26 protein-coding genes are annotated in these 26,877 nt (G+C 64.0%); 12 read left to right on the top strand and 14 right to left on the bottom strand.

The window, feature by feature from the left end:
- Positions 1-13 precede the first annotated feature (13 nt).
- Entirely contained in the window at positions 14-637 is a 624-nt protein-coding gene (locus IEY49_RS15020) for a response regulator transcription factor (protein ID WP_189010253.1), read from the bottom strand.
- Positions 621-2,483 (bottom strand): PAS domain-containing sensor histidine kinase, encoded by a 1,863-nt coding sequence (locus tag IEY49_RS15015; protein ID WP_189010252.1) that lies wholly within the window; start codon positions 2,481-2,483, stop codon positions 621-623. The genes IEY49_RS15020 and IEY49_RS15015 overlap by 17 nt, the downstream gene beginning before the upstream one ends.
- Before the next feature lie 151 nt (positions 2,484-2,634).
- On the opposite strand from IEY49_RS15015, the gene IEY49_RS15010 reads away from it, so the two are divergent.
- On the top strand, positions 2,635-3,111 hold the full coding sequence (locus tag IEY49_RS15010) for an MgtC/SapB family protein (protein ID WP_189010250.1): 477 nt from the start codon (positions 2,635-2,637) through the stop codon (positions 3,109-3,111).
- Positions 3,112-3,151: 40 nt separating this feature from the next.
- Here IEY49_RS15010 and IEY49_RS15005 read toward each other — a convergent pair whose 3' ends face one another.
- A complete protein-coding gene (locus IEY49_RS15005; RefSeq protein ID WP_189010248.1) occupies positions 3,152-4,480 on the bottom strand; it encodes a hemolysin family protein in 1,329 nt (442 codons plus the stop codon).
- On the bottom strand, positions 4,480-5,898 hold the full coding sequence (locus tag IEY49_RS15000; protein ID WP_308424669.1) for a hemolysin family protein: 1,419 nt from the start codon (positions 5,896-5,898) through the stop codon (positions 4,480-4,482). Before IEY49_RS15000 ends, IEY49_RS15005 begins: the two co-directional genes overlap by 1 nt.
- A gap of 575 nt (positions 5,899-6,473) precedes the next feature.
- On the opposite strand from IEY49_RS15000, the gene IEY49_RS14995 reads away from it, so the two are divergent.
- Positions 6,474-8,264 carry a glycoside hydrolase family 15 protein gene (locus tag IEY49_RS14995; RefSeq protein ID WP_189010246.1) on the top strand — a complete coding sequence of 597 codons (1,791 nt, stop codon included), beginning with the start codon at positions 6,474-6,476 and terminating at the stop codon, positions 8,262-8,264.
- A gap of 353 nt (positions 8,265-8,617) precedes the next feature.
- On the opposite strand, the gene IEY49_RS14990 is transcribed toward IEY49_RS14995, so the two are convergent.
- The 3 genes from IEY49_RS14990 to IEY49_RS14980 form a co-directional block, all read right to left on the bottom strand.
- Positions 8,618-8,953, bottom strand: a complete 336-nt coding sequence (locus IEY49_RS14990) for a response regulator (RefSeq protein ID WP_189010279.1) — start codon at positions 8,951-8,953, stop codon at positions 8,618-8,620.
- A gap of 37 nt (positions 8,954-8,990) precedes the next feature.
- Positions 8,991-9,665 carry a YqhA family protein gene (locus tag IEY49_RS14985; protein WP_189010244.1) on the bottom strand — a complete coding sequence of 225 codons (675 nt, stop codon included), beginning with the start codon at positions 9,663-9,665 and terminating at the stop codon, positions 8,991-8,993.
- A 353-nt stretch (positions 9,666-10,018) separates the two neighbouring features.
- Positions 10,019-11,065, bottom strand: a complete 1,047-nt coding sequence (locus IEY49_RS14980) for an Atu2307/SP_0267 family LLM class monooxygenase (RefSeq protein WP_189010242.1) — start codon at positions 11,063-11,065, stop codon at positions 10,019-10,021.
- Positions 11,066-11,286: 221 nt separating this feature from the next.
- Between IEY49_RS14980 and IEY49_RS14975 the strand changes: the two genes are divergently transcribed.
- Positions 11,287-11,616 (top strand): MarR family winged helix-turn-helix transcriptional regulator, encoded by a 330-nt coding sequence (locus IEY49_RS14975; RefSeq protein ID WP_229780832.1) that lies wholly within the window; start codon positions 11,287-11,289, stop codon positions 11,614-11,616.
- 74 nt (positions 11,617-11,690) lie between these two features.
- On the opposite strand, the gene IEY49_RS14970 is transcribed toward IEY49_RS14975, so the two are convergent.
- The 3 genes from IEY49_RS14970 to IEY49_RS14960 all read right to left on the bottom strand — a co-directional run bounded on the left by IEY49_RS14970 (position 11,691) and on the right by IEY49_RS14960 (position 14,310).
- On the bottom strand, positions 11,691-12,839 hold the full coding sequence (locus IEY49_RS14970; protein ID WP_189010238.1) for an NAD(P)-binding domain-containing protein: 1,149 nt from the start codon (positions 12,837-12,839) through the stop codon (positions 11,691-11,693).
- 195 nt (positions 12,840-13,034) lie between these two features.
- On the bottom strand, positions 13,035-13,646 hold the full coding sequence (gene wrbA / locus IEY49_RS14965) for an NAD(P)H:quinone oxidoreductase (protein WP_189010235.1): 612 nt from the start codon (positions 13,644-13,646) through the stop codon (positions 13,035-13,037).
- Between the two features lie 232 nt (positions 13,647-13,878).
- Positions 13,879-14,310, bottom strand: coding sequence for a MarR family winged helix-turn-helix transcriptional regulator (locus IEY49_RS14960; RefSeq protein WP_189010273.1), 432 nt, complete (start codon positions 14,308-14,310; stop codon positions 13,879-13,881).
- A 233-nt stretch (positions 14,311-14,543) separates the two neighbouring features.
- On the opposite strand from IEY49_RS14960, the gene IEY49_RS14955 reads away from it, so the two are divergent.
- A complete protein-coding gene (locus tag IEY49_RS14955) occupies positions 14,544-14,978 on the top strand; it encodes a MarR family winged helix-turn-helix transcriptional regulator (RefSeq protein ID WP_189010233.1) in 435 nt (144 codons plus the stop codon).
- A 77-nt stretch (positions 14,979-15,055) separates the two neighbouring features.
- The gene (locus IEY49_RS14950; RefSeq protein WP_229780831.1) at positions 15,056-15,658 is read left to right on the top strand and encodes an alcohol dehydrogenase catalytic domain-containing protein; all 603 of its coding nucleotides are present in this window, start codon (positions 15,056-15,058) and stop codon (positions 15,656-15,658) included.
- 67 nt (positions 15,659-15,725) lie between these two features.
- Here the strand turns inward: IEY49_RS14950 and IEY49_RS14945 are convergent, their stop codons facing one another.
- On the bottom strand, positions 15,726-16,277 hold the full coding sequence (locus IEY49_RS14945) for a flavin reductase family protein (RefSeq protein WP_189010229.1): 552 nt from the start codon (positions 16,275-16,277) through the stop codon (positions 15,726-15,728).
- A gap of 73 nt (positions 16,278-16,350) precedes the next feature.
- A complete protein-coding gene (locus tag IEY49_RS14940) occupies positions 16,351-16,491 on the bottom strand; it encodes a hypothetical protein (RefSeq protein ID WP_189010227.1) in 141 nt (46 codons plus the stop codon).
- A 219-nt stretch (positions 16,492-16,710) separates the two neighbouring features.
- Between IEY49_RS14940 and IEY49_RS14935 the strand changes: the two genes are divergently transcribed.
- The 7 genes from IEY49_RS14935 to IEY49_RS14905 all read left to right on the top strand — a co-directional run bounded on the left by IEY49_RS14935 (position 16,711) and on the right by IEY49_RS14905 (position 24,007).
- On the top strand, positions 16,711-17,457 hold the full coding sequence (locus IEY49_RS14935; protein ID WP_189010225.1) for an alpha/beta hydrolase: 747 nt from the start codon (positions 16,711-16,713) through the stop codon (positions 17,455-17,457).
- A 411-nt stretch (positions 17,458-17,868) separates the two neighbouring features.
- Entirely contained in the window at positions 17,869-18,186 is a 318-nt protein-coding gene (locus IEY49_RS14930; RefSeq protein WP_189010223.1) for a hypothetical protein, read from the top strand.
- A complete protein-coding gene (locus IEY49_RS14925) occupies positions 18,183-19,016 on the top strand; it encodes a TatD family hydrolase (RefSeq protein ID WP_189010221.1) in 834 nt (277 codons plus the stop codon). Before IEY49_RS14930 ends, IEY49_RS14925 begins: the two co-directional genes overlap by 4 nt.
- 2 nt (positions 19,017-19,018) lie before the next feature.
- Positions 19,019-20,218 carry a metabolite traffic protein EboE gene (gene eboE / locus IEY49_RS14920; RefSeq protein ID WP_189010219.1) on the top strand — a complete coding sequence of 400 codons (1,200 nt, stop codon included), beginning with the start codon at positions 19,019-19,021 and terminating at the stop codon, positions 20,216-20,218.
- Positions 20,208-21,092: a UbiA family prenyltransferase gene (locus IEY49_RS14915; RefSeq protein ID WP_189010216.1), complete on the top strand. Its 885-nt coding sequence runs from the start codon at positions 20,208-20,210 to the stop codon at positions 21,090-21,092. Before eboE ends, IEY49_RS14915 begins: the two co-directional genes overlap by 11 nt.
- 1 nt (position 21,093) lies before the next feature.
- Positions 21,094-22,476, top strand: coding sequence for an alkaline phosphatase family protein (locus IEY49_RS14910; protein WP_189010215.1), 1,383 nt, complete (start codon positions 21,094-21,096; stop codon positions 22,474-22,476).
- Between the two features lie 328 nt (positions 22,477-22,804).
- Complete coding sequence (locus IEY49_RS14905) at positions 22,805-24,007, top strand: 3-dehydroquinate synthase (RefSeq protein WP_189010213.1); 1,203 nt, start codon at positions 22,805-22,807, stop codon at positions 24,005-24,007.
- 281 nt (positions 24,008-24,288) lie between these two features.
- Here IEY49_RS14905 and IEY49_RS21490 read toward each other — a convergent pair whose 3' ends face one another.
- Entirely contained in the window at positions 24,289-24,633 is a 345-nt protein-coding gene (locus tag IEY49_RS21490; protein WP_229780830.1) for a GAF domain-containing protein, read from the bottom strand.
- Positions 24,634-25,235: 602 nt separating this feature from the next.
- A complete protein-coding gene (locus IEY49_RS14895) occupies positions 25,236-26,435 on the bottom strand; it encodes a sensor histidine kinase (protein WP_189010211.1) in 1,200 nt (399 codons plus the stop codon).
- Positions 26,436-26,877 lie beyond the last annotated feature (442 nt).

Here is a 26,877-nt window from a genome sequence, read left to right as displayed (position 1 = left end):
CCTCTACGTAGTTTTACGGAGTCGACTCGACCGCATTCAGGTAGGTCCGCATCAGCTCGGCCAGAGAGGTGACTTCCAGCTTCTGAAAGACGCTGGCGCGGTGCGTTTCAACGGTCCGGGCACTGATGCTGAGGGTCCGGGCGCTTTGCTTGCTGGTCTCTCCGCTCATCACGCCGGTGAGCACCTCGCGTTCCCGGTCACTCAGGCGGGCGAGTCGTCGACGGGCTTCTTCACTGGCCGCCAGACGTCCGCGTTGGTTCAGGTGGGTGTGAATGGCGCGCTGCACCGCTTCAAGCAGGATGTTTTCATCCACGGGCTTTTCCAGGAAATCCACCGCGCCCTGCTGAAAGGCCCGGCGGCACAGGTCCACGTTCCCGTGGCCGGTCATGATGATGACCGGAAAGTCACTCCCGCGCGCCTGAAGCTGGGTCTGCAACTGCAGTCCGCCGATCTGTGGCATGCGGATGTCCAGCAGCAGGCAGCCCACATCCTGTGGGTTCAGGGCGGCAAGCAGCGCGGGTCCGTCCGCGAAGGGCTCGACCTTCAGGCCCATGGTCCTCAGCAGGAACGACAAGGCGTCACGCACCGCTTCGTCATCGTCGACGATGTACACCGTCGGCTCAAGCCGGCTGTTCATGCTGAACCTCCCAGACCGGCAGGGTCAGCATGAACGCCGCTCCGCCGTGTGCTTCCTCTGCCAGGGTGAGGTCGCCGTTCATGCCTTGGGCCAGGCTTTGAGAGAGCGTGAGGCCCAGACCGAGACCGTCTGCTTTGGTCGTGTTGAACGGCGTGAACAGTCGCTGTCGTGCCTCCTGAGAGATACCCGGGCCGCTGTCCTGGATCGTCAGAGCCCAGGTCGAGGGCTGCCGGCGGATGCTCAGCGTCAGCTCCCGGGATTCCACGCGGGCGAGAGCATCCAGGGCATTCCGGACCAGGTTCAGCACAATCTGCTCGACCTGCACGGCGTCCGCCCTGACGAGTGGTGCCGTCAGGGGGAACTTCGTGCTCACCTGCACGTTCTGCATGTGGAGGTCAGCCTGGCAGAGGGTCAGGATGTTCTGAACGACCTGCGTCAGGTCCACCGGCTGCAGCCGGGCTGGCGTCCGGCGGACCAGCCGGCGCAGATGACCGATGATGTCCGAGGCCCTCCGGGCCTGTGTGACCATCGCCGTCATGGCCTGACGCACCCGTGGTAGATCCGGGTCCGGCTCGTCCAGCAGGCGTGCTCCGGCTTGCCCGTAACTCATGACGGCCGTGAGGGGCTGGTTGAGCTCGTGCGCGAGGCCCGCGCTCATCTCCCCGAGCGTGGACAGCCTCGAGACGTGCGCGAGCTGTTCGGCATGCTCCCGGACCCGGCGCTCGCCTTCACCAAGCTGCGCGAGCATGCGCTGCTGGAGGGGGCCTACCTCACGCACGGTGAAGACCCGGCCGAGCATCTGCCCGGCGTCCCCGAACACCGGAGCGATGGAACCTTCGACGAGAACCGTCTCCGTTCCGCGGCGCACGGCAGTGCCCTCCGGCAAGGGACACGCGGTGTCACTGGACCAGAAGCCGTCGGTGTCGAACGGTTCCTGGGCGAGGGTCGCATGGAGCACCACCGCCGCGCGGATGTCCACGCTGACCGGCAGGTGACCCAGCACCTGCTGAGAGGCGGGATTGGCCTGAAGGAGCTGTCCTTGGGGGTCCAGTGCGACTATGCCGTCGGTGGTTGAGCGCAGGATGCCCTCGGCGCGGTGACGCTCGTCCTGCAGGGCCCGTTCCGAGCGGCGCCGGGCCGTGACCAGACGCACCACCCACAGGGCTGCGACCGCTGTAGTCACCCACCAGGCTGCGATGGAGGTCCACGGCCACGCCGTCCAGGGGACGGCGCGTTCAAAGCGGACCGGGAACGGTTGCAGACTTGTTCCGAGCTTTTTCTCGACGCGGAAGGTCAGGGACGCGCGGCCGACGACCTGCTCGCGGCTGAGGAGCAGACCGGTGCCATCAGGACGGTAGATCTGCACGGTGAGCATCTGGTGGGGCAGATCGTCCCGGGAGAGGAGCCGGTCAGCGTCGATCCACACGCGCACCTGCCGGAGAGCCAGGGCGTAAAGTGGGCCGCCTGTCCCGGGCCACACCACGGTTGGGTCCGCGGGCGTGGCCGGGGGGAGAGGAGGGAGCCTGGAATGTCCAGCGGTGACGCTGCGGCAGGACGTCCCAGCACACTCCTCCACGGCGGTCACCTGGGGGTAGGGGGCCAGCAGAACGCCGGCAAAGCGTCCCAACGTGAGGGGACCGACCTGTTGCTGCCACAGCGCATCGACCGAGCGGAGCACTGCTTCCTGCTGCTCCATGCGTTGTGAAAGCATGCGGTGCAGCACGCGGGCGTCCAGATCGAAACGTTCATGCAGGTCGGACCGGGTCATCAGGTACAGCCCCAGCGTTCCGGCGAGCGCGGCCAGCAGCCATCCTGCCAGCAACCACCTGAACGCCTGTGGGATCATGACCCCAGCGTACCGCGATGAATGTGCAAGATCCGTGCCGGCAGATGGCCGGCCGCCCAGCAGCCAGGGGAGAGATTCCGAGGAAGACCTTGCGGCCTGGGCAACAGTTGCTGCTGGAGGCGAAACTTGTCCTCCAGGTTACGCTGGCCGGATGGAGAACTTCTGGGCTGAACTGCGATTGATGGAAGGTCTGGTGATAGCCGCCGTGCTGAGCGGGCTGATCGGCTGGGAGCGTGAGCGGAGGCGACGAAGTGCCGGCCTGCGCACTCACATCCTTGTTGGCGTCAGCGCTTCCCTGTTTGTCGTGCTGGCCGATACGCTCATCACCCAGTTTGCCACCTCGTCCGACCTGGTCCGCTTTGACCTGGTGGGCGTGCTCGGCGCAGTCGTCAGTGGCGTGAGCTTTCTGGGCGCTGGAGCAATTTTTTCCGACCGGCGCGGGGGAGGGACCCAGGGACTCACCACCGCGGCCGGCCTGCTGGCCACCGCCAGCGTTGGGGTGGCGTGCGGGCTGCATCTGTATGTGCTCGCCACCGGCGCTACGTTGCTGTTCCTGTTCACGCTCGCGCCGCTGAGCCGCCTCGTGGGTCAGGTGCAGCACGCTGAAGAAGAGAAACGCGACGCCTGATCTTGGTGGCCAGCCGCTGCCCGTACGCGTCCTCCGTGCCTCATCCCCCCGGAGCCAGTGAAGAACCGCCGGCGGAAGACGGAACTGGCCGTACCCGGACGCGCGTGATCTTGAGGCCCTGTACCTCTTCAGCCGTGAGGTCATGACCCTGCACGAACACCGTGGTCCCCGCCGAAGGCACCGTCCCGTGCTCCCCCAGCAGCAGCCCAGCAATCGTCGTCGCATCCTCACTGTGCAGGTTCAGGCCATGATCCTCACGTAACTCGCTGAGCGTCACCTCGCCATTCAGGCTCAGCGAGCCATCCTCATTGCGCTGCACCCAGTCCGACGATCCCGCATCCTCTTCGTCCATGACGTCCTCGATCAGATCATCCATCGTGACAAAGCCGAGGGTGCCGCCGAACTCATCGACCACCAGAGCCGCGTGCAGGCGTTCCCGCTTAAACAGGGCCAGCAGATGCTCGGCCGTGGAGGACGCCGCCACGCTGGGCAGGGGACGAATCAGCCGGCCCAGATGGAGGGACCTGCCTGCCACGCGCGCACGAATGAAGTCCTTGACGTGCAGCACCCCGATAATCTCATCGAGATTGTCCTCGAAGACCGGGTACCGGCTGCGCGGCGACCCGGCGATCCGCCGGGTAACTTCCTCAGGGGCCGCGCTGACCGACAGGGCCTCCAGGCTGCGGCGGGGCGTCATCAGCTCCTCGGCGGTGCGGTCCTCGAGAGCAAAGATGTTCTGGATCAGGTCCCGCTGCACTTCCCCCAGCTGACCACTCTCGGCACTTTCATCCGTGATGATGCTGAGCTCCTTGCTGGTGTACAAAAAGGCGTTCTTGCCCGGTTCCCGGATACGCAGCAGCCGCATCAACCCCAGGGCCAGGAAGTTCAGCACAAGGATCAGCGGCCGGAAGAGGAAGCCGAATACCCGCATGAGCGGGTTCACTTGCAGGCTGACCGCTTCCGGCGCCTGTAAGGCCAGGGCTTTCGGGATCATTTCTCCGAAGACCACATGCATGAACGTGATCAGGCTCAGCGCGATGATGAACCCGGCCGTGTGCGCCGCCGCGTAGGACAGGCCAGCGTCCTCGAACGGCCCGTACAGCCAGCCGGCGATCGCGGGTTCCCCGTACATGCCCAGCCCGATGGAGGCGAGCGTGATGCCCAGCTGCGCGATGGCGATGTAGCGGTCTTTGCCCGTCTCCTCGTCGAAGACGGTGGTCAGCCAGCGGGCTGCCGGGTTTCCGGTGTCGGCGAGCGCCGTCAGGCGGGTGCGGCGGGACGCGACCAGCGCGAACTCCGCCGCGACGAACAGGCCATTGAGCACCACCAGCACCAGAATCACCACGATCGGAAGAACGACGTCCACCATCAGACGGTCCTCCCGGTGTCGTGGTCCGTCGTGCCTCTGGGCAGGGTGAAGCTCACCCGCTGCACGGCGCGGCGCTCCATCGCTTCGACCCGCAGGATCAATGCCCCCACGCCCACTTCATCACCCACCATCGGCAGCCGGCTCAGCTCATGCCACACCAGGCCGCTGACGGTGTCCACCTCGTCTGTGGGCAGCTCCAGCCCGAAGCGGTCGTTGAGCACGTCGATCAGCACGTCCCCCCGGGCCAGCACGCGGTCACCATCGACCGTGAGGGGCTCATCCTCGTGATCGAACTCGTCCTGCATTTCCCCGAAGATCTCTTCCAGGGCGTCTTCCAGGGTGGCCATCCCGGCGACACCACCGTACTCGTCCACGGCGATGGCCGCATGCCGTGACGCTTCACGCAGGCGCCTCCACAGGTCCGGGACCGGCATGCTTTCGGCCACGATCAGCGGTGGCCGGGCAACGTCACCGACCAGCCGGTCGGGCTGACTTTCACCCGCCAGGAAGAGTTGCCGCAGGTGAATGATACCGGTCACGTCGTCAGGGGTCTCGCCTGTGACCGGGAAGCGGGTGTACGGCGTGTTGGCCAGCCGACCGAGGGCCTCGTGCACGGTAAGGTGACCAGGGATGGTGACCAGCCTGGTCCGCGGGGTCATGATTTCCCGGACAACCCGGTCCTCGACATTCAGGACACCCGCAACCATGTCACGTTCACTGGCGTCGATCAGCCCTCCACGGGCACTCTCGCGGTACAGGTCCTCGAGCTCCTCAGGGGAGTGAACGTGCGCGTGACTGGAATCCACCTGGAGCTTCAGGGCCCGCATCAGGGAAAAAGCCGTGCCGTTAAAGAGGCGGATCAACGGGTGGAAGACAAAAAGGCTGAACTGCATGGGCCGCAGGGTCGCCACCGCGAGCCGTTCGGGGTAGCGCAGGGCGACCGTTTTGGGCAGCAGTTCACCCAGGACGACCTGCAGGGCCGTGATCAGCACCAGCACCAGGACGGTTGCCAGGACCACGCCCCCGACGGGGCCGACCACAGGAGCGAGCAGCGGAATGAGCTGAGCCTGACCGTAAGCGCCGGCGGCCAGGCTGCTGAGGGTGATCCCGATCTGGCAGGCCGCGACGTACGTGTCCAGGCGCCGTGGGTCTTTCAGGATCTCCAGCAGGTCGGCGGCGGTGCGGTTTCCCGCCTCGGCAGCTTCCTGAACGCGGGATCGTCTGGAGCCGACGGTGGCAAACTCGGCGGCGACGTACAAGGCATTGAGGGCCACCATCAGCAGGATGACCCCAAGGGGGAGGAGGGCCGTCAGGGCGCACCACCGGACTTGGTGGTGGGCTCCACGGGCGCTGGGTTGTGGGTCGAACTGGGAGGTTCGGCGTTGTCGCTGGCGGGCAACGGCATAGACCGCCAGCATAGCGTACCCTCCACTGCCTTACAGGGAAGTGGCCTGACAGCATACGGATCTGCCAAGGCCTGGTGGCCACGGGTTCACCAGGGTCAGACACTGACATGTGAAGGAAGCGCCGCGATGACTACCCAGCATCGAAGCAACTCCGCGGTGAGGTCCAGGAACCCGCTCAGTGCGACCAGTTTGGCGATGAAGGCATTCTCGCGCGGTACTAGCCAGTGGACACGACTTCAACGTTGCCTACGGGCTTGTTCAAACTGGTTCTCTGTTGAGGCTGGCGATGCATCGGGGAGGTGACTCTCTCGAGACCTGCCAATTTCGTTTTCGATGCCTCCCTGTGAACCTGGATCGTCTCTCGTTGACCAGCAAGGCGCAATTCTCAAGTCGGAAACACCTGAGACTGAGTACCTTCCCGCACAACAGCTCGCCTTTAATCGCGCGGGAAGGGGGGAGGAGGAGTGGGGGAGAACGTAACGACCCGGTGATCGCTCAAGACAACCGTGAGGTTAACGTCGCATGGTTGGACACGGAGAGCGAAATGGCTTGGAGCTGCCTCACAACCTGCGTGCCATCATCCGGACATGACGCACCTGCCCCTCGAGCACTACGGCGTGATCGGCGACATGCACACGGCCGCGCTGGTCGGCGCAAATGGCTCGCTGGACTGGCTGTGCTACCCGCACTTCGATTCCCCTAGCGTTTTTGCAGCAATGCTCGACAGTGAGGTGGGAGGGCGCTTTCAGATTGCCCCGGTCGCTGAGATGACATCCCGCCAGCTATACCTGCCAGACAGCAACGTGCTCGTGACGCGCTTTCAGGGCGGCGGGGGCCTCGCAGAGGTCACCGACTTCATGCCGGTGCCTCCCGGTCCGGTCACGTCCGGACCAGGAGTGCATGCGCCATCGGTCATCAGGCGCGTCCGGGTCCTGAGCGGTCACGTCGCCTGGCGCTGGACCTGTCACCCCGCGTTCGATTACGCCCGAGCGCCGCACGAGGTCCTCCTGGAAGAAGGCGCGGCCGTGTTCCGTACTCCGGCCCTGTCGCTCCGCCTGACCACGAGCGTTCCTCTGGAACTGCAAGGCGCAGCTGCAGGCGGCACCTTCAGCCTGAGGGCAGGCGAGGAGGCGCACTTCCTCTTCCAGGATGCCAGGGTCCCCACACCGCCCGACCTGACTGGACTGGAGCGTGGAACACTGCACTTCTGGCGCACGTGGCTCGCCCAGTGCACCTACCAGGGTCGCTGGCAGGAGACTGTGCGCCGGTCGGCCCTGACCCTCAAACTGCTGACCTTCGGGCCGACCGGTGCGATTGTCGCGGCACCCACCACCTCACTTCCTGAGTGGACTGGAGGCACGCGCAACTGGGATTACCGTTACACCTGGCTGCGAGACGCGGCCTTTACGGTCTACGCCCTGATGCGGCTGGGATTTCACACAGAGGCCGGAGCTTTCGTGGATTTCATTGAGGCGCGCTCGCGCGAGTCAAGCCCGGACGGCAGCCTCCGGGTGATGTACCGGATTAACGGCGGCACGGACATTCGCGAAGAGAAACTCGAGCATCTCGCGGGTTACCGCGGCTCGCGACCCGTACGGGTTGGGAACGCTGCCTACGGGCAGTTTCAGCTTGACGTCTACGGCGAATTGATCGACGCCATCTACCTGTACAACAAGCATGGCGAGCCGATCTCGCACGACGTCTGGATCACCGTGACGCGCATGCTCGACTGGTTGTGCAGTCACTGGCGTGACCATGACGACGGCATCTGGGAGGTGCGGGGTGGCCAGCGGCCATTCGTGCTGTCGAAGGTCATGTGCTGGGTGGCTTTTGACCGGGGGCTGCGCATGGCTGCCCAGCGCGGCCTTCCTGCCCCGGTAGACCGCTGGCGCGCTGAACGCGACGCGGTGTACGAGGAGGTCATGCGTGAGGGCTACAACGAGGAGGTCGGGGCCTTTACCCAGGTGTACGGCGCTTCCGAACCGGATGGTGCCAATCTGCTGTTGCCACTGGTGAAGTTCGTGGGTCCGCGTGAACCGCGCATGCTCACGACGCTGGAGCTCACCCGGACGCAGCTCACGTCTGGACCGCTGGTCTACCGCTACCGACCAGAACACGCGGCGAGTGACGGCGTCGGCGGCGAGGAGGGCGCGTTCCTGCCGTGCTCATTCTGGCTGGCCGAGTGTCTGGCGCGGGCCGGACAGCTAGAGGAAGCCAGAACCCTCTTCGAGCAGACCCTGACCTTCACCACCCCGCTGGGCCTGCTCTCGGAGGAAATCGGGCCGGACGGGCAGGCGCTGGGTAACTTCCCGCAGGCCCTCTCACACCTGGCCTTGATCTCTGCAGCTGTCAACCTCGACCGGGCCCTCGACGCCTAAAGTGCGCGTTTTAACCTCTTTAAGCCCTGCCGGACGCATTTTTCATCTTACTGTGGGGCATGCCAGGGACTGGATATGCCTCTGATTTGACAGACCACGAATGGGCCGTCCTTGAGCTTTTAGAGAGGGTCCCGCAGTGCATACCCGAATCCCGTACCGACCGCAGCAGCCCGAACGCCTCCAGATCCCGTAACCTCGCGCGGATGTTAGACATGTGAACGTCAATCAGGTTACTTCCCTTCGGCAACGGCTCTTCCCAGCTCTTCGCGGGAACACCCTCCCTGGTTCCCGCGCCAGCGCCCACATCACCTCGAACTCCGTGGGTGAGAGCGGCACCTCCAGCTCGCCCTCCCTCACCGCCGGTGAGGTCCCTCCCTCAACTGCACCCCGATACGCACGATCAGCTCCACCACCACAAGCGGCTTGACCACATAATCCTCCGCACCCAGGCCAGCAGCCGAACCTTCTCCTCCACGGTGACCCGGGCAGTGAGCACGATGATCGGCACGTGCGTGTTCGCCCGCATGCGCGTGACGCTCGACGATCTTCTTACACACGGCCAGTCCGATGCCTGTGCCCTCGTACGTGTCCCGGCCGTGCAGCCTCTGGAAGATCTCAAAAATCCGCGCGAAGTACTGCGGTTCACGATTGTTGTCCCGATCGTGGCGTCCGGCCAGACCCAGATTCATAGGCCCCCTCGAATGACTTAAGAAGTAATCCGAGATTCTAGCCAGAACCCGCCTCCGGCTCAATCTTGCCTTCTATCTTGGCTTCTGTGGCGTGCTCAGCTCGCTGAACGTCCTTTTCCTTGATCACCAGCTGCTCCGTGTCATGTTCAAACAGTTCACGCCGTGCACGAAGCTTTGCCACCGGTTGCTGGAGGTCACTGCCCTGCCCCTGATGCACCCTTTGGAAGAATACGAGTGCTCCACCTGCCAGCGCCAGGGAACCCGCGAAGTAAAGCGTCTCCAGGGGGTCCTGCCAGCGGATGAAATGCTCCAGAAACGTCACGCCGAGGATCACGATAATCACCGAGACCACTTTCTGCTCGAGATCACTCAGGCTTTCGACGCCCAGCGCAGACGTGAGGTTCAGAGGCTTGATGAACAGGGAGTAGAGTCCCACACCGATCAGGTAGAACACCACGGCCTTCAGCATGGTGCCGACCACTTCTAAAAACTCCACAGCCAGGGTGCGCGACTGACTGGCAATCCCCTTGGTAAACATGTCGTGCCAGGTCTCATAGATGGTGTGCAGGGCCAGAATGGTGCCTTGCAGGAACAGGCTGAAGGAAACCAGCAATACCGCGATGACTGCAATCAGGACAACAAAACGGGTGCGGCCGATCAAATCACTGAAGAGATCCCGTTTGGAGTGATGCTCTGGGTTGTTGTGGCTCACCAGACCATTATGTTCCTTTGGGAAGTTGGGACACGGCCGGGCGCAAGTGGCGGATCATCAGTGGAGAGTACCGCGAGATCGACGGGCGCTCACTCGCACGATGCCAACGAGACGGAGTCTGTACGTCTTCCCAAGCGGCAACTGTCCGCCGGCTGGCGGCCTGGAAGCTTATCCACCGCCACTGACGCACAACCAACTCCCTTTGTGGATGAAGTCTGAAGGCGGACAGACCAGACGGAGTATTGGCGTGACGGACGCGCTCGGGCAGACCGGAGGCACCGGGATCCAGCCCTGCCGCGCACGGGCCCAAGCGTGGACCAATTGTTATTGTTTACCACCCAGTTCAAGCTGGCTCAGCGTGCGTGTTCCGCCAGGCGCTCCCGAACGAGGGGCGCCACTTCCTGGCCGAGCAGCTCGATTGCGCGCAACATCCGCTCATGCGTCATTACCACGTTCGTCATCTGAAATGTCAGGCGCGAGACGCCCCCCAGCACCTCATGCACGTACAACGCCTTATCCACGACGTCCTGAACGCTCCCGATCAGGTATGCCCCAGCCGGCCCACACTCTGCATCGAACCCTGCGCGTGACGGCGCTGGCCAGCCCCGCTCACGGCCGATGGTTTCGATCATCCGCGCGTACCCCGGGTAGAACGCGTCACGCGCCTCCTGCGACGTGGGAGCCACGAAGCCGAAGGCGTGAACGCCCACCCGCAGCGCTTCCGCTGGATGCCCGGCCGCCAGGCCAGCCCGGCGGTACAGATCCACCAGTGGCCGGAAGCGCCGGAAGTCCCCGCCGATGATCGCCACCATCAAGGGCAGCCCGAGCGTGCCTGCACGCACGAACGAGGCGGGGGTGCCGCCCACGCCAAGCCAGATGGGAAGTGAATCCTGCTGCGGACGCGGGTAGACGCCCTGCCCGGTGAGCGGGGCGCGGAAACGCCCTTCCCAGTGCACCCGGGGGTCATCACGGAGTTTGAGCAGCAACTCGAGTTTCTCGGCGAACAGCGCGTCGTAATCGTGCAGGTCGAGCCCGAACAACGGGTAGGCTTCCACGAATGATCCACGCCCCACGACGATCTCCGCGCGGCCACGGGAGAGCAGGTCCAGGGTGGAGAACTGCTGAAAGACCCGGACAGGATCGTCGGCGCTGAGCACCGTGACGGCGCTGTTCAGCCGGATGCGATGGGTGCGTGTGGCAGCGGCGGCGAGGATGATCGCGGGCGCGGCATCGAGGTATTCACGGCGGTGGTGTTCCCCGACGCCGAATGAGTCCAGACCGACCGCGTCGGCACGCTCGATTTCTTCGACGAGGTGGTTGAGGCGGTCCGCGCCGGACAGGGTGATGTTGGTGTCCGGATCGGTGACGATGGCGGCGAACGAGTCGATGCCGATTTCCATGATGGGTCTCCCTGAAGGTGGCCTTCGCAGTGTGGGTGAAGGGCAGCGCCGATACGCACTGGCCTTGATCTGATTCACTTTAGTACTAAAGTGACGAGATGCCGCAGGAGCCGCCCTCCTCCCATCGACGCGCCAGCACAGGCCGCCCTGCCGTGCTCGCCTGGCTGAGAATGGTGCGCTTCACCCAACATGTCGGCAAAATCTGGTCCGGGATCCTCAGAATGCATGGCCTCAGCCCAGCGCAGTTCAACATCATCGCGACTGTCGGCGGCCAGCCTGGCCTCTCCCAGCAGGAGCTCAGCCAGAAATTGCTGGTCACCCAGGGCAACTCCAGTCAGCTGCTCCTGCACCTCGAGCGGCGCGGGCTGATTGAGCGGCGCGCCGCCGGCAAGGAGAAGCTGCTGTCGCTCACGCCCTCCGGTCAGGCACTGTTCGATGACCTGGTGCCCGCACATGAGGACTGGCTGGTCGAGCAGTTCGCGGCCCTGAACACGCAGGAGCAGGCGGAACTGGCCGTGTGGCTCCGCCGCCTGGAACGCACACATCGTTAATATTTCGCTGCTCCAATGTCGTCCAGAAGCGTTCCCGCTTCCCCCTCACAAGGGAGGCCACAGGCCAGAAGCGGTCAGCGCAGTGCCAGGGAAGCCAGGAGCTCACTGGCGGCCGCGCGACCGGCCCTGTTGGCACCGATGGTGGACGCGGAGGGCCCGTATCCCACCAGGTGAATCTGAGGATCACTCGCCACCTGCGTGGCGAGGCGTCCGGTCATCACGATTCCACCCTCTGCGTCTGGCCCGCGCAGCATCAGCGGAGCGAGATGATCAAGGGAACTGCGAAAGCCGGTGCACCACAAAATCACATCCGCGCGCACTTCAGAACCATCCGCCCAGCGCACGCCATCCCCAGTGATCTCAGTGAACATGGGGTGCCGGCGCAGCACCCCCCGTGCCCGCATCTCACCGACCGCGGGGGTCACCGGAAGTCCAGTGACGGACACGACAGATTGTGGAGGCAGGCCGGCCCGGACCCGGTCCTCTACCAGGGCCACAGCGGCGCGGCCTGCCTGATCATCGAACGGCCCCTCACGGAATACTGGGGGCTGACGCGTCACCCAGGTGGTCGTGGTGACCATGGAGATTTCGCCCAGCAGTTGAAGGGCTGAAATTCCCGCGCCCACGATCACGACGTGTTGACCGGCGAACGCCTGAGCGGTCCGGTAGTCCCGGGTGTGCAGGTGCTGGCCCTGGAAGCGCTCCGCACCGGGGTACACCGGGATGTACGGGGCGTCCCAGGTGCCGGTGGCGTTGATCAGGCCGCGGGCGAAGAAGTCTCCCCGGTCGATTTCTACCCTGAAGCGGTCGCCGCGGCGGCTCACGAGGGTGACCCTCACTGGCCGGAGCACACGAAGGTCGAAGGTGTGTTCATACGCCGCGAAATATCGCGGCACCGCGACCCTGGCCTGCACGTGGGTCTCGCCCGACGCCATGTCCGAGAAGGGCTGGCCCGGCAGATCATGGATGCGGTTGACGGTGCTCAGGGTCAGGCTCGGCCAGCGGAACTGCCAGGCCCCTCCAGGAGCCGACGCTGCGTCCAAGATGACGAATTCCTTACGGGGTTCGAGGCCGGCCTGCTTGAGGTGGTAGGCCGCAGAAAGGCCGGCCTGACCGCCCCCGATCACAACGATGTCGGTTTTGAGTGCCACACCAGGGGGAGTCAGGCGGTCAGACGGTTCAGGGGTCGTATCGGGGTCATCGTCAGTGGACGCTGGAGCCATGGGTGCAGCGGACCCGGGCCTCAGGGTAAGGTTCTGGATGCTGAAGAGGGGAGGCGCACGCCGGTCGTGCGCCTCCCCTCTTCATGATGGGATTGTCTTATGTGCCGACGCAGGTGGACTTGGCACCGGAGTTAGCGACGATGGTGGCTACGCCGTTCAGACTGGCAGTCGTCAGGTCGAAGTACAGGGAAGGCTTTACTGCGCTTTGAGCTTCCGGGTGATCTCGATCTGCCGGCGGACCTGATGGCGGATGGAGGCCTTGTCCGCTTCGCTCAGGGGCTCGCCGTTGGCGGTGATGCTGGCGCCGTACGGGTTGCCTCCGGAAGCGAAGATGACCGGATCGGTGTAGCCGGGAGGCGTCAGGATGGCGCCCCAGTGCATGGCCATGACGTACAGCGTCTGGAGCGTGGTCTCCTGCCCGCCGTGAGGATTTTGTGCGCTGGTCATGGCGCTGAAGGTCTTGTTGGCCAGGGCGCCGGTGCCCCACAGGCCACCCAACGTGTCGATGTACGCGCGGATCTGGCTGGTAGCTCCACCAAAGCGGGTGGGGGTGCTGAACAGAATGGCGTCGACGTTCTCCAGGTCAGCCGGCGTGGCTTCGGGCACGTGCGCGGTGCGTTCCTGCTGCGCCCGCCAGGGATCCTGGCCGTTCACGACTTCCTGGGGGGCGGTTTCGCGCGCCTTGACCAGGCGCACCTCTGCGCCGGCCTCGCGGGCAGCTTCGGCGGCCACTTCGGCCATCTGGTGGTTGGTGCCGTAGGTCGAGTAGTACACGATGGTCAGCTTCACGGGGCTGGGGGTGGTCATGGGGGACTCCTGAGGCGCATCCTGCGCCTGCGTGCGGGGGTAAAGGGCTTTGAGGAGGCGGTCGAGGAACGTCATGGGCCTGCCTTTGAAAAGAGGTTGAAACGGGGATATGGCCTTGCTTGCGTACGCACTAAATCACTTTAATATTAAAGTGTCAAGAGAGTATCCTTCGCCGTTTCCACGCCGTCTCTGACTGGTTCACGCAAAACGCCGTGTCAGTAACCCAAAAAACCTACCGCAGGAGACGCAACAGCCCTTCGAGCTGCTGGAGCTGGTCGGTGGTCAGCTCAGCGAACTGCGCCTCGTGGATGTCCACCACGACTGGAAGGGCCTGGTCCATCAGCGCGCTGCCCTCAGGGGTCAGGGACAGCCGTTTGGTGCGGCCTGCCACCTCCCGCCGGATCAGTCCACGACTCAGCAGGCGCTGCGCGTGATACGTCATGTTCCCCTCTGTGAACAGCATGTGCTGCGCGAGCTCCTGTTGCGTGGCCCCAGGATGAGCCCGCACCACGGCCAGCAGGTCGAACTCGGTGGGCGTCAGGCCGAGAGGAGACAGCGCACCCTCGACTTCCCGAATCTTGCCCTGAGTGAGCCGCATCAGGCGGCGCCACAGGCGGATAGATGGCTGCCGCAGCGCCTCGTCCACGTCCAGTGGGGCAGGCATCTCAGTCACGCGATCACTATACGGGCGCCGTCCGGTATCGGAACGAGTTCACCACAGCCAGTCCCCAGGCCAGTGGCGTGGCCCGGTTGGAGGTTAAGAGGTTCAGAGGCGTGCCCTGTGTCAGCCCCTCAGGTCCCAAATGTGCGGCAGCACTTTCCGAAAGGAACAGAACCTGTCAAAGTGTATTCCATTGAAGCTAATTCCTTGGAATACATCGAAGCTGGAGACAGACCATGACGCTGTCAGCCCGGCAGCTCTTCGACCGCCTCGTCCACGTGGAAACCCTCTTGTGGGGTCGCTGCGACGAGGAACTGCAACACCAGACCGGCCTGACCCTCGGCCGCCTCGAAGTCCTGCGCGTTATCGCGTCCGTCGACCCATGCCGCGTGAACGAGATCTCCACCCGCCTGCTCATCACGGTGGGTGCCGCCAGCAAACTCGTCGATCGCCTCGAAGCGTCCGGCCTCTGCCAACGGCAGCCCAACCCCCAGGACCGGCGCTCCTCCCTGCTCACCGTCACCGACACTGGCCACGCCACCCTGACCCAGGCCGAAGCCATCCTCGAACCCCTCCTCAACCAGGCCTTCGCCTCAGTCTCCCTTCCCGCCCTGCATGACGCCCTGAACCACATCGAACGCGCTCTCGACCCCGCAGACACCCCCACCTGACGCGCCTGATGCAAGCGGTCATCCTGAACGCACCCGGCCCTCCCGAAGCGCTCACCCTCCAGACCTGTCCTGTGCCCGTGCCGACCCCCGGCTGGGTCCTGATCCGCGTGCGGGCCTTCGGACTGAACCAGTCCGAACTTCACCTGCGCCTGGGGGTTGCCGAGAACGCCGCCATCCCCATCATTCCCGGCATCAAAGCCGTCGGCGTGGTGACGGACTGCCCAGGCGGAGAGTTCCAGGTCGGCCACCAGGTGGCCACCATGATGGGCGGCATAGGCCGGCAGCTCGACGGCGGGTACGCCGAATACACCTGCGTTCCGGCCGGGCAGGTCATCCCGTTCCGCAGTGATCTGAACTGGGCTACCCTCGGCGCCAGCGCGGCACACCCAATTCGCGTAAGCGGGTCAGGCGCACCCGAGCCTGGAGGGCCTATTCGGGTGATCCGGCATTCATCGATGCGCGGGTCAGCGGGGAATGCCGGTGTTCCTGTGCCGTCAACCATCATCCCACCCTTGATGACGAAGGCGCCCATGGTTTCTCCCTCCAGGGTGCAGTGTGCCTCAAAGGAGCCTCCCTGTGGACTGTCATCAAAAGGCCGGACAGCAGCACTCTGCCTCGCGCCGACTTATGACCCCACAGCTGGAGCTGCTGCTGGATTCCGAGCGGGACAAAACCGGTAGCCAGTGGCCGCACGACCTGAGCGGAATCAGAACGTCCTCATACCCCTGGCCATGTGGCTTCGCTGCCTTACACGAAGTCGTCCGGCGGGTAGACCTGCCGCTCCTGGGTGGTTGTGACGTAGGCACTGCGGCCGAGATATACCGCAGCCTGGCCCACGAAGAGGCCTCCCTCGTCGTAGTGAGCTGAGTCGAAGTGCACCTCGGTCACCTGCCCGACGAACAGGTCATGGTCACCGGTCGGCACCACATTCACCACATCGCAGCGGTAGTGCAGATAGGCCTGGGTGACGGCCAGGGGGCTGTGTGGCAGCGTCGTCAGTCCCAGCCGCGCGTACTTATCGGCGTCATGTCGGTCGTGCAGGCTCAGGACCCCCGCTCCCTGCACCGCCCGCGCAGCCGCAAGAGGCAGAAAGTTCACTCCGAATTGCCCACTTTGCACGATCAGGGGGTGGCTCCCGCGTTCCCGACCCACCGCCACACCGTAGAGGGGAGGGTCGGCACTCAGGGCGGTGTGCCAGCCCACACTGAGGACATTGCGCGTTCCGGAATGCTCGGCGGTGACCAGGGCGACGGTACCAGGGTAGTAGCCGAAGAAGCGGGCAGTCGTGGCACTCAGCATGAATCTGAGAATAGGGGACGGTGTGCCGGCTGGCAGCCTGCCTGTCCCGCCGGCACCAACCAGATGTTCGGCATCAGGAAAGCTCAGACAAACGCCTGGGCCCGCAAGGAAGCTGCTGGAGACCGGTCAGCTTCCCCCGCTGTTGGGTGAAGCCTTCGAGGAAGGTATGGGTGAGCAGGGCGTTGCGCACGGTGGTCCCGGTGGAAAAATTCATGAATTCTCCTGCGCGAGGGGGCCCGGGGCGAAGGGACTGCTGGTTTCCAGTGCAGGGGTGCCTGTTCCCAGCCACCTGCCTGAAATGCCGGGGAAAGATGGGGGCAGGCGATGGCACCCCGGCATTCAGACAGAATCCGCCCACCCATTCTTCGCAGGCGAAAGGCGCAAGATATGCACACGGTCCTGTCCACGTCCTTTCTGAATGCCTGGAGGCAGCATGCGAGTGTTCACCCTTCTGCTTTTGCTGATCGTCTCGGTGGCACATTCCGCGCCCGTTCAGTTCAAGGCGCCCGATGGTCTCACGCTTCACGCCGAGCATACGGCGGTAACCCGTCCACGGGGAACTTTCCTGCTGCTTCACGCTGCCGGGCAGAACAGGCACGAATTCAGTGGAATCGTCCGGCGTCTGGCACGTGAAGGCTACGCTTCAGTTGCACTGGACCAGCGCTCAGGCGGTCGCTACGACGGTCACGACAACCTCACTGTGCAGGGGCTGGGCACCCGGATTCTGACGGAGGCGGACGCGCTGCGTGACATGGATGTGTCATGGCGGTGGCTGAAACGCACCTACCCGGGAGTTCCGGTGTTCGTGATGGGAAGCGGCGCCAGTGGAACCCTGCTGTTTGCGTTCGCAGCCCGCCGTCCTGAGCTCTCCGGTCTGCTGGCCTTCAGCCCGTACCGCAATGACCTGTTTGAAGTAGATGCCCTGGGTGCCGCCCGCCAGACGCGGGTTCCGGTCTTCGTGACCAGCAGCGACGATCCGTTCGAGGTGCAGGCCGCCCGGGAGCTGCTGCGTGCGGTGAATTCCGCGTGCAGGCGGCAGTATGTGCCGCCCGGCTTCGGACTGCGCGGCGTGGTGAACCTCGATCCTGCCAAGACGACCGAAAGGAGCGTCACCGAGGGATACTGGGCCGCGGTACTGGGTTTTCTCAAAACCCAGGAGAAAGGGAAGGCCGGCTGCTAGGCCTTGATACCAGAGCCCTGGAGGGAACCGGCGGCCGTGCTTTTATCAGGTGCATTTCTGTCACTCCAGGGCTAGGGCAACGCCCAGAATTCTTTGCCGCCAGAACGGATTGTCGGGCAGACACCCCACGCAGACGCTCCCCAGGGCACGTATCGATCTTTTCGGACGGACGCGGCACCTCAACGGGAACATCAGTTACTCATGTCCGGGCGCGGATCCACGTTTGGCGCGCCAGATCAGCTTCCACCCCACCCATCTACATCAGCCCAGCCTTCTCTTGCGGGCCGGCGTGTGAGACAAGTCCCGGGCTATCCGGCCCCCCGAATGTACGTGGCTACTTTTCAGGGAAGGCCCGGTATGATGCAGGACCCAGTGAGATTGAGCACAGCGGCACGCACAGGAGGTCAGACCATGAATTCTTACAGCAGCACCTGCCCACTGAGCCAGCGGCAACTTCTCGATGAGTTCTTCATGGAGCACCGCACAAAAATTCTGGACCTCGCGGCGTACCTTGACCGCTTTGACCGGGCCGCCGACCAGAACGCCGAGGATGACTTCCGGCTGCGCGCCCTGCGAGAAGCCCTGACCGTACTGACCGCCGACGGACCCCAGCGGGTCAAGCGTGCCCAGATGCTCCTGAGCGACCAGGACAGCCGCCTGCTCGAGGAGCGCGATCAACAGAGTGCCTGGGGCGCGCCCGCACACCAGCGTCAGGAGGAGCAGCGGTGAGATACATCGATCTGCATGCGCACATGATCTCGCGAAGCACCGACGACTATCACAAGATGGCCCTGACCGGCTGTGTCGCGGTGACCGAGCCGGCCTTCTGGTCTGGACGCGACCGTCTGGGCGCGGTGGTCTTCGCGGACTATTTCGATCACCTCACGACCTTCGAGCCCGCCCGCGCCGCACAGTATGGCATCCAGCATTACACCTGGCTGTGCCTGAACCCCAAGGAAGGCGAGGACCGCGAACTGGCGCGCGAGGTCCTGAAGCTCATCCCGGACTTTCTTGACCGGCCCACGGTCCTGGGCATCGGCGAGATCGGCCTGAACCGCGTGACACGCAACGAGCTCGCGACCTTCAGGGATCACGTGGAACTGGCGCTGGAGCACGACCAGATGATTCACATTCACACGCCGCACCTGGAGGACAAGTACAAGGGCACGAAGGTCATCATCGAGACCCTCTTGGCCGACCCGCGCATACAGCCTGAACGGGTCATGGTGGACCACGCCGAGGAACACACCGTGGAGATGATCCTGGACAACGGCTTCTGGACCGGTTTCACGCTTTATCCGAAAACCAAGGCGTCACCCGGGCGGGCCATCGACATGCTGGAAATGCACGGTGCGGAGCGTGTCTGTGTCGCGTCCGCATGCGACTGGGGTCCCAGCGATCCGGTGGCGGTGCCGGAGTTCGTGCTGGAGATGCGGCGCCGCGGACATGGTGAGGGTCTGATCCGGCAGGTGGTGTATGAAAATCCGGCGCAGTTCCTGGCGCAGTCCGGCAGGTTCCGGTTGCCGGACCATGGGCCGCGCACAGCCGCGGCCGACTGACTATGATCGCCGGGCACAACAGGCTTCATCTCTCGTACTGCACCAACATCCATCCTTCCAGCGGACTGGCGGCGGTCAGGGACAATCTGGAGCGATACACGGTGCCGGTGAAGGCCCGCCTGTCTCCCGAGGCGCCGTTCGGGGTGGGTCTGCGGCTGTCGGCCGCAGAAGCCCAGGAACTGATGGTCCCCGGGGCGCTCGAAGCCTTCCGGATCTTCCTGGATCAGCGCGGTTTGTACGTGTTCACCATGAACGGCTTTCCCTACGGCGCCTTTCATGGCCAGCCCGTCAAGGCCCAGGTGCACGCGCCCGACTGGCGCAGCGAGGAGCGCGTGCAGTACACCCTGCACCTGGCGAGGATTCTGGCCGGACTGCTGCCCAGCGGCGTGAATGGAGGGATCTCCACCAGCCCGCTCTCCTACCGGGGCTGGGTCGCGCCGGACGACGAGGGTGCCTGGGAGGTCATGACTTCCAATATCGTCCGGGTGGTCGAGGCACTCGCGCGGATGCACGAGCAACAGGGCGTCCTCATCCACCTGGATGTGGAACCGGAGCCCGACGGACTGCTGGAGTGCACGGGTGATCTGGTTGGTTTTTTTCAGGAACGACTGCTGCAGGGGGGCGCAAGAGAACTCGCGCAGCGGCTCGGAGAGAGTGTCGAAGCCGCAAGAGCGCGGATGGCCACTCACGTGCAGGTGTGTTTCGACACCTGCCACGCCGCCGTGATGTACGAGAGCCCTGCCGAGGCCCTGCGCAAGTACGAGGCCGCCGGGATGCGCATCGGGAAGGTGCAGGTCAGCTCCGCGCTGCGTGTTGACCTGACCGGACCGGACCGGCAGAAGGCGATAGATGCGCTGCATGTATACGACGAATCCACCTACCTGCATCAGGTGGTGCAGCGGAGCCATGATGGCCGCCTTGTGTCGTTCCGCGACCTGAACGACGCGCTGGCCACCGCTCCGGATGCAGGCGCCTGTGAGTGGCGGGTGCACTTTCACGTGCCGCTGTTCTGGGACGGCCCGGGGCCGCTGAGGTCGACCCGTGAAGCCATCCTGGAGACCTTCGGGGTGTTGCGGGAACGTCCGTTTACCCAGCACCTGGAAGTCGAGACCTACACCTGGGATGTCCTGCCGCCGGACCTGAAGGTTTCCCTCTCGGACTCGATCGAGCGGGAACTGCGCTGGGTGCAACGTGTCCTCTGAGGTGCTGCCCGGGTGGCCCCGGCGCCTCCGCGGATACCTCGCGCTGGCACGCATTTCGAACAGTCCGACCATCGTCAGCAACGTCCTGGCGGGAGCCGCACTCGGCGCCATGACGGCAGGCACCACGGCCGAGCCGGGCACCCTGCTGGCTCTTATGGCCGCCATGGTTGCCTATTACACCGCAGGCATGTATCTCAACGACTACCTCGACTTTCAGATTGACTGCCGTGAACGTCCAGAGCGCCCCCTGCCATCGGGCCTCGTGCCCAGAAGCGCGGCACTTGCCGTCACCCTGGGCCTTTTCGGCCTGGGCACGCTGCTGCTGTGGCCGCTTGGTTTCCTCCCGCTCATGGGTGGAATGCTGCTGATCGTCCTGATCGTGCTGTATGACGCGTGGCACAAGACCAATCCGCTCAGCCCGGTCATCATGGCCCTGAACCGCGCCATGGTGTATGTCATCGCGTTCGTGGCCGTGCAGCCTGCCATCACCGCTACGCTGCTGCTCTGGGCGGCGGCGCTGGGCCTGTACATTGTCGGACTGACCTACATTGCGAAGACCGAACTGCGCGCCACCTTCGGCAGCGTGTGGCCGGCAGCGCTGCTGTTCCTGCCTGCCGTTCTGGCTGTGGCGAGCGGTCTGGAGCTCAGCGGCTGGGGGCTCGCGCTGGCTTTTGTCGGTTGGGCCGCCTTCTGTCTGACGTTCGTGTACGGCAAAGCGCGCCAGCCCGGGCGGGCCGTCGCGCAGCTGATTGCCGGTGTGTCTCTTCTCGACGCCCTGGTGCTCGCGGTGGCCGGCGCCTACAACCTGGTGCCGGTCGCCCTGATCGCCTTCGCCCTGACGCTGTTTCTCCAGCGGTACATCAAAGGAACCTGATTTGAACCGAACCGCCGTACTGAACATTGTCGGCCTCACGCCGAACCTGCTGGGGGACCACACCCCGAACCTCAGCGCCCTGGCGCGTGCCGGAACGCTTGCGACGGTCGGTCAGGTGCTGCCCGCAGTGACATGCAGCGTGCAGGCCACCTACCTCACCGGCCGCTGGCCGGCGGATCACGGGGTGGTCGGCAACGGCTGGTACTTCCGCGAGGAAGGGGAAGTGAAACTCTGGCGGCAGAGCAACCTCCTCGTCCAGTCGCCGAAGATCTGGGAGACGGCGCGCGAACGGTTCCCGGCCTTCACCTGCGCGAACCTGTTCTGGTGGTTCAATATGAACTCCAGCGTCGATTACGCGGTGACGCCACGCCCGATGTACCCGGCCGACGGCCGCAAAATTCCCGACGTCTACACCCAACCCTCTGAGTTGCGTGACGAGTTGCAGTCGGACCTCGGGCAGTTCCCGCTGTTCAGTTTCTGGGGTCCGAACGCGAACATCACGTCCACCGCCTGGATTGCGCGCGCCGCGATGCGGGTCGAGACGCACCACGCACCGACCCTGTCGCTGGTGTACCTTCCGCATCTGGACTATCCGTTGCAGCAGCATGGCCCGGATCTGGACGCCGTTGCTGGAGACCTTCGCGCCGTGGACGACCTCGCGGGGAACCTGATCCGCTTTTACGAGGCGCGCGGGGTGCAGGTCGTGGTGCTGTCGGAATACGGCATCGAGGCTGCCCGGCAGCCCATTCATATCAACCGGGTACTGCGCGGGGCAGGACTGCTGCGTGTCCGCAACGAGCTTGGCCGCGACGTGATCGACCCGATGGGAAGCCAGGCTTTTGCCGTCGCGGACCATCAGGTGGCGCATGTCTACGTGAACGACCGGTCGCAGCTGCACCGGGTCCGGGCCTTGCTGGAAGTTGTCCCGGGGGTGCAGGAGGTCCTGGACGAGTCCGGGAAGCAGCAGCAGCACCTGAATCACGAGCGTGCCGGTGATTTCGTCCTGGTGGCGAAGGCAGGCGCGTGGTTTACCTACTACTACTGGCTCGAGGACGCCCGGGCACCCGATTACGCCTTTACTGTCGACATCCACCGTAAACCCGGCTATGACCCGGCCGAGCTGTTCATGAACCCGCGGCTGCGCTTCCCGAAGCTCCGGGCGGCCCGGCGTCTGGTTCAGAAGAAGCTGGGATTCCGGTCGCTGATGGACGTGATCGGCGTGGATGCCGAAGTGGTGAGGGGCACACACGGGAGGGTCACGCACGCTCCCGAGGCAGGGCCGCTGCTGATCACGCGCCGCCGGGATCTGATCGATTCGTCACACCTGCAGGCAACGGAAGTACACGACGTGCTCCTAGCTCACCTGGATGGTCCAGTCACATGAGCCGCTGCCACGATGTTCCCGCTCCGCGCCCAGGCCTGCCGGTGCGGCAGGCCTGCCAGGAGTCCTCCAAGGCCAGGCCGTGGGCCGTGCCGGCGTGGCCTTGGTGTCGCACACCGCTCGGCGCGGCAACGAAGGGTAGGGCAGACGTCTGGCCGTCGTCCCATCGTCGCTCGGGGTCTGGTGGTGCCGGTCCTGTGCCGGGCTCCGCTGCGCCCAGATCACCCCACCGGTCGGGCCTCTTGGCCCTGACCCCCGGAGGGACTGTGAGGACAGCGCCCGGTCCTTCAGGGCCACGCCGCCGTGCATCCGGGGCAAAGGAGAACAGCTCATGACCACTCCACGCGGGGCTCCGTCCACCCAGGACGCCTTCAGTCGCCGTTCCATTCAACAGGATTTTCAGGTTCATTACCGTTACCCGGTGATCTTCACCCGTTCACTCTTCAATGTGGAGAACACGGTTCTGCGCCAGGCCATAGCTGGCCCGGGAAGACACAGGGTTCTGGTGATCGTCGATGAGGGCGTGACGCAGCACCACCCACTTCTGATTGAGTCCGTCGGGCAGTACTTCGCCGCACACGATGATGCTCTGGAACTGGCCGGGCTCCCGGTGGTGCTGCCTGGGGGCGAGCAGATCAAACTCGACCCGAAGTATGTGCAGGCTGTCCAGGCCGAAATAAACGCGCACGGCATCGATCGGCACTCGTACGTGATGGTAATCGGGGGCGGCGCGATCATCGATATGGTGGGCTACGCGGCCGCGACCGCACACCGTGGCGTGCGGCTTCTGCGCGTTCCGACCACAGTCCTGTCGCAGAACGATTCGGCCGTGGGCGTCAAGAACAGCGTGAACGCGTTCGGAAAGAAGAACTTCCTGGGCACGTTCGCGCCTCCGCACGCTGTCCTCAACGACCTGGATTTCCTGACCACGCTGGAAGAGCGCGACTGGTCCGGGGGGCTGTCGGAAGCGGTCAAGGTGGCCCTGCTGAAGGATCCGGAATTTTTCGTGTTTCTTGAGGAGCATGCCCAGCAGTTGCGAGCGCGGGATCTGGACGCCATGGCCCACGCGGTATTTCGTTGCGCGGAGTTGCACGTGCAGCACATCGGCAACAGTGGCGACCCCTTCGAAGCCGGTTCCTCCCGGCCGCTGGACTTCGGGCACTGGGCGGCGCACAAGCTCGAAGCCTTGACCCATCACGCCCTGCGTCATGGGGAAGCGGTCGCGGTGGGGATCGCGCTGGACAGCACCTACGCTTACCTGGTGGGGATGCTGCCGGAAAGTGATTGGAAGAGAATTCTGGGGGTGCTGGAAGGACTTGGACTGCCTGTTTTCGTTCCGGAACTTGAGACCGAGGGCAGCGTCCGGACTTCCGGAGTGCTGGCCGGCCTGCAGGAGTTCCGCGAACATCTGGGGGGACGCCTGACGGTGACCCTCCTGGAAGGCATCGGGCGCCCGGTCGAAGTGCACGAGATGGACCTGGACGTGCTCCGGGAAAGTGTTGGCATGCTGAAAAACCTGCATACAGGTCGGTGACGGTAAACCAAGCCCGTTCTGGAGACAAATTTAGGTGGTCAGCGCAAAGGGATGCGCGGAAATCCGGCCATCTTCAGGCAAGCAGTGGGCCCAGAAAAGTCAGCCGGCAACCGCACCGACAGGTCATGAAGGCCCCGCTCTTCACCTGCCAGTAACGAAGAGTCGGCGGAACCGGATGACGAGAAGAGATGACCGCCAGAAATACGACGCGGCGCCTCGATGAACACTGCGTGTCGCATGCAATCCAACGCCGGGACGCGTGAGCACGGCGGATGACTGGCTCAGTTTGGTTCGGACCTCTTCGTCTGCGCCCGGTATCTCGGATAGACCACTTTGGCCCTGGGATTGAGTTTGCGGGCCTCAAGGGTGGCGGCCACCATCAACGCCATGTGGGTCAGGACCCCCAGGTCGAATTCATCTGCGTCGTGCGGTCTGGTATCCAGAACACAGACCGTTCCGATCCGGAAGCCACCAGTGATGATGGGTGCTCCAGCGTAGAACCGCAGCCCCGGCTCTCCGGTGACGAACCGATGCAGCGCGGACCGGGCGTCCTGAGTGGTATCGGGAATCACCAGGATGCTGTCGGACTCCAGCGTGTACTGGCAGAACGTTTCTCCGACCGGCATCTGTGAGGTCGGTCCCGACTCCGGCTTTAAAAAACTGCCGGGTTGCGTCTATGAAGCTGATCAGAGCGTACGGAACCCCATACAGCCGGGCGAGTCCTTCGGCGATCAGGTCAAAGGACCGTTCTCTGGGCGTATCCATAATCCTGAAGCTGTCAAGCAGGGCAATGCGCTGCTCCTGATGTACGACGGCATTCCACTTGGCAGATGTCATCCGGGAATCTCCTGCCTACAGGTGACGTCCAGCGAGGTCCGTGCTGGGATGGAGCGGATGGTAGGTGTGGGAAAGCGTATCAAGGCTAATGATTTTCAGCGGGGGTTTGCCGGGCCTCACGTGTGAGCAGCTGTTGTTCCGGGCCCTTCTGGCCAGACATCAAGCTTCGCGAACAAACGTTCCGAGAATAACAGGAGCAGGATTCCGGCGTAAACGCGCTGTTTCAAGAGATTTTGGCCACAATATGGCCCGCCTGGCCATGGGTGACTGGGGTCGATTTGAAGCTGGGCCCCGGGCTGCGTTCCTGGCTGGGCTGTCTGGGCTGGATATGAGGCAGCCACCTGAGAACAGTGGTCCCTCATGATTGCAACAAGCTGTCGGGATTCTCCGCTCAATCCTGGACACTGGGCTCCTTGGGCCAGGCAAACCAGAAGGTCGCTCCCTGACCGACTTTTCCTTCAGCCCACACCCGGCCCCCAAACCGCATGCAGGACCGGCGCACCGTCACGAGCCCTATGCCTGTGCCTTCGTAGACCCTGGATGAGTGCAGGCGCCCGAACAGCTGGAACAGCCTGTCTCTCTGCCTCATGTTGAAGCCGGTCCCGTTGTCTTCCACGCCGATCTGATATTCCGAGTCCGTTTCCTGCACACGCACGTGAATGTGGGCGACGTCCCTCTCCTTGGTGAACTTCAGTGCGTTCGCGACATACTCGTCGAGAATCACATACAACGCACGTGGATCGCCCTGGACGGTGGGCAACAGGTCGCTGGAAATCTGGACGTTCCGGTCGGCAATAACGGGCCGGACATTCTTGCGCACCTCGCGGAGCACGGTGTTCAGGTCCACGGGCCGGAGCCTGACACGCATGGAGCGCATCTGCATGAACCGCTCCATTGACGCCATCAGGGCAATCACCTGCTGGATCGCCCGCTCGGTGTTCAGCAGAGGCTGACTGACCTCATCCGGCTGATTTCCCAGCGCGCGTTGGGTCAGGCCCAGAAAATTCATGGCACGCGCCACAGGCAGATGCAACTGCTGAATAAAGACCGTCACGATTTGTTCGAGCTCCTGATTCAGTTCACGGATTCTCGTCGTGTGGGCCTGCAGCTGCCGCTGATAGGCGTCGCCCTCGTCGAGCAGGCTGCTATGGGCCTGTTTGTATGAGGTGATATCGGTGACCACAAGCCGGAAGCACCGGAACTCACCGTTCACTTTTTCTGCGTCAAGATCCAGTACGACGTCAAGCGGCGCGCCGTCGGCATGCAGCAGCTGCGCTTCTCCGCGCAGGCTCAGACCATGCTGCAGTGCCTGAGCGCACAGCAGATCGAATGAGCCCTGTGAAGCTGAAGCCAGAAACTGGCTCAGTCGCCTTCCAAGCAGAACCTCACGGTTGCGTCCCAGAAGCCTGGTTCCCGCGAGGTTGACGTCCTGGATCCGGCCCTGAGAATTGAGCAGGAGGTAAGGGGCAGGCGCTTCCGTGAACAGGGTTCTGCCACGCTGCGGGCTGGTCTGTGCTTCTGCTTCCAGATCTTCTATCCGCTTCTGAAGGGCGGCCACACGGGTTTCTGCTGGAATCTCTTGCTCGGCCATAGGGCGTGATGTCACCTTTTCGAATGAGAGGGGGTTGAGGAGCTTTATAGGCCCGCGACCATCGGCGCACTCATCGTACTTTGCACCTCGTCCTGGTGACGTGTGTGCTTCCCAATAAGGTCCCGGAGAGAAGCGCATACCGCCACGTCAGGGGCCAGCCCGGGTATGCCGGGTCTTGATTAGCCTCCAGAAAGTCGCCTGTCCTGTAGCCGATCGTGCAAAAAACTTCGTGATCCCGGTGGACCCGGCATGGCCCGGGCTGTCCGGGAAACTGGGGATTCTCTCCAGCCACCGCGCCTGCAGCACAGTTCAATCGGGCCTGACACAGCAGGCGTAAGTGCCCGGCCACGCACAGCCCCAGAAGGGGCCTCGATGCACACCCCCAGTTCGCAGTCATTCCGCCCAGGTATGGTGCTCAGCCTGCCATCAGAACAACCGGTTA

This window comes from Deinococcus malanensis, assembly GCF_014647655.1.
Lineage (GTDB): Bacteria > Deinococcota > Deinococci > Deinococcales > Deinococcaceae > Deinococcus > Deinococcus malanensis.
Note: the sequence above shows the minus strand (reverse complement) of the source record. Positions and strands in the feature narration are given on the sequence as shown.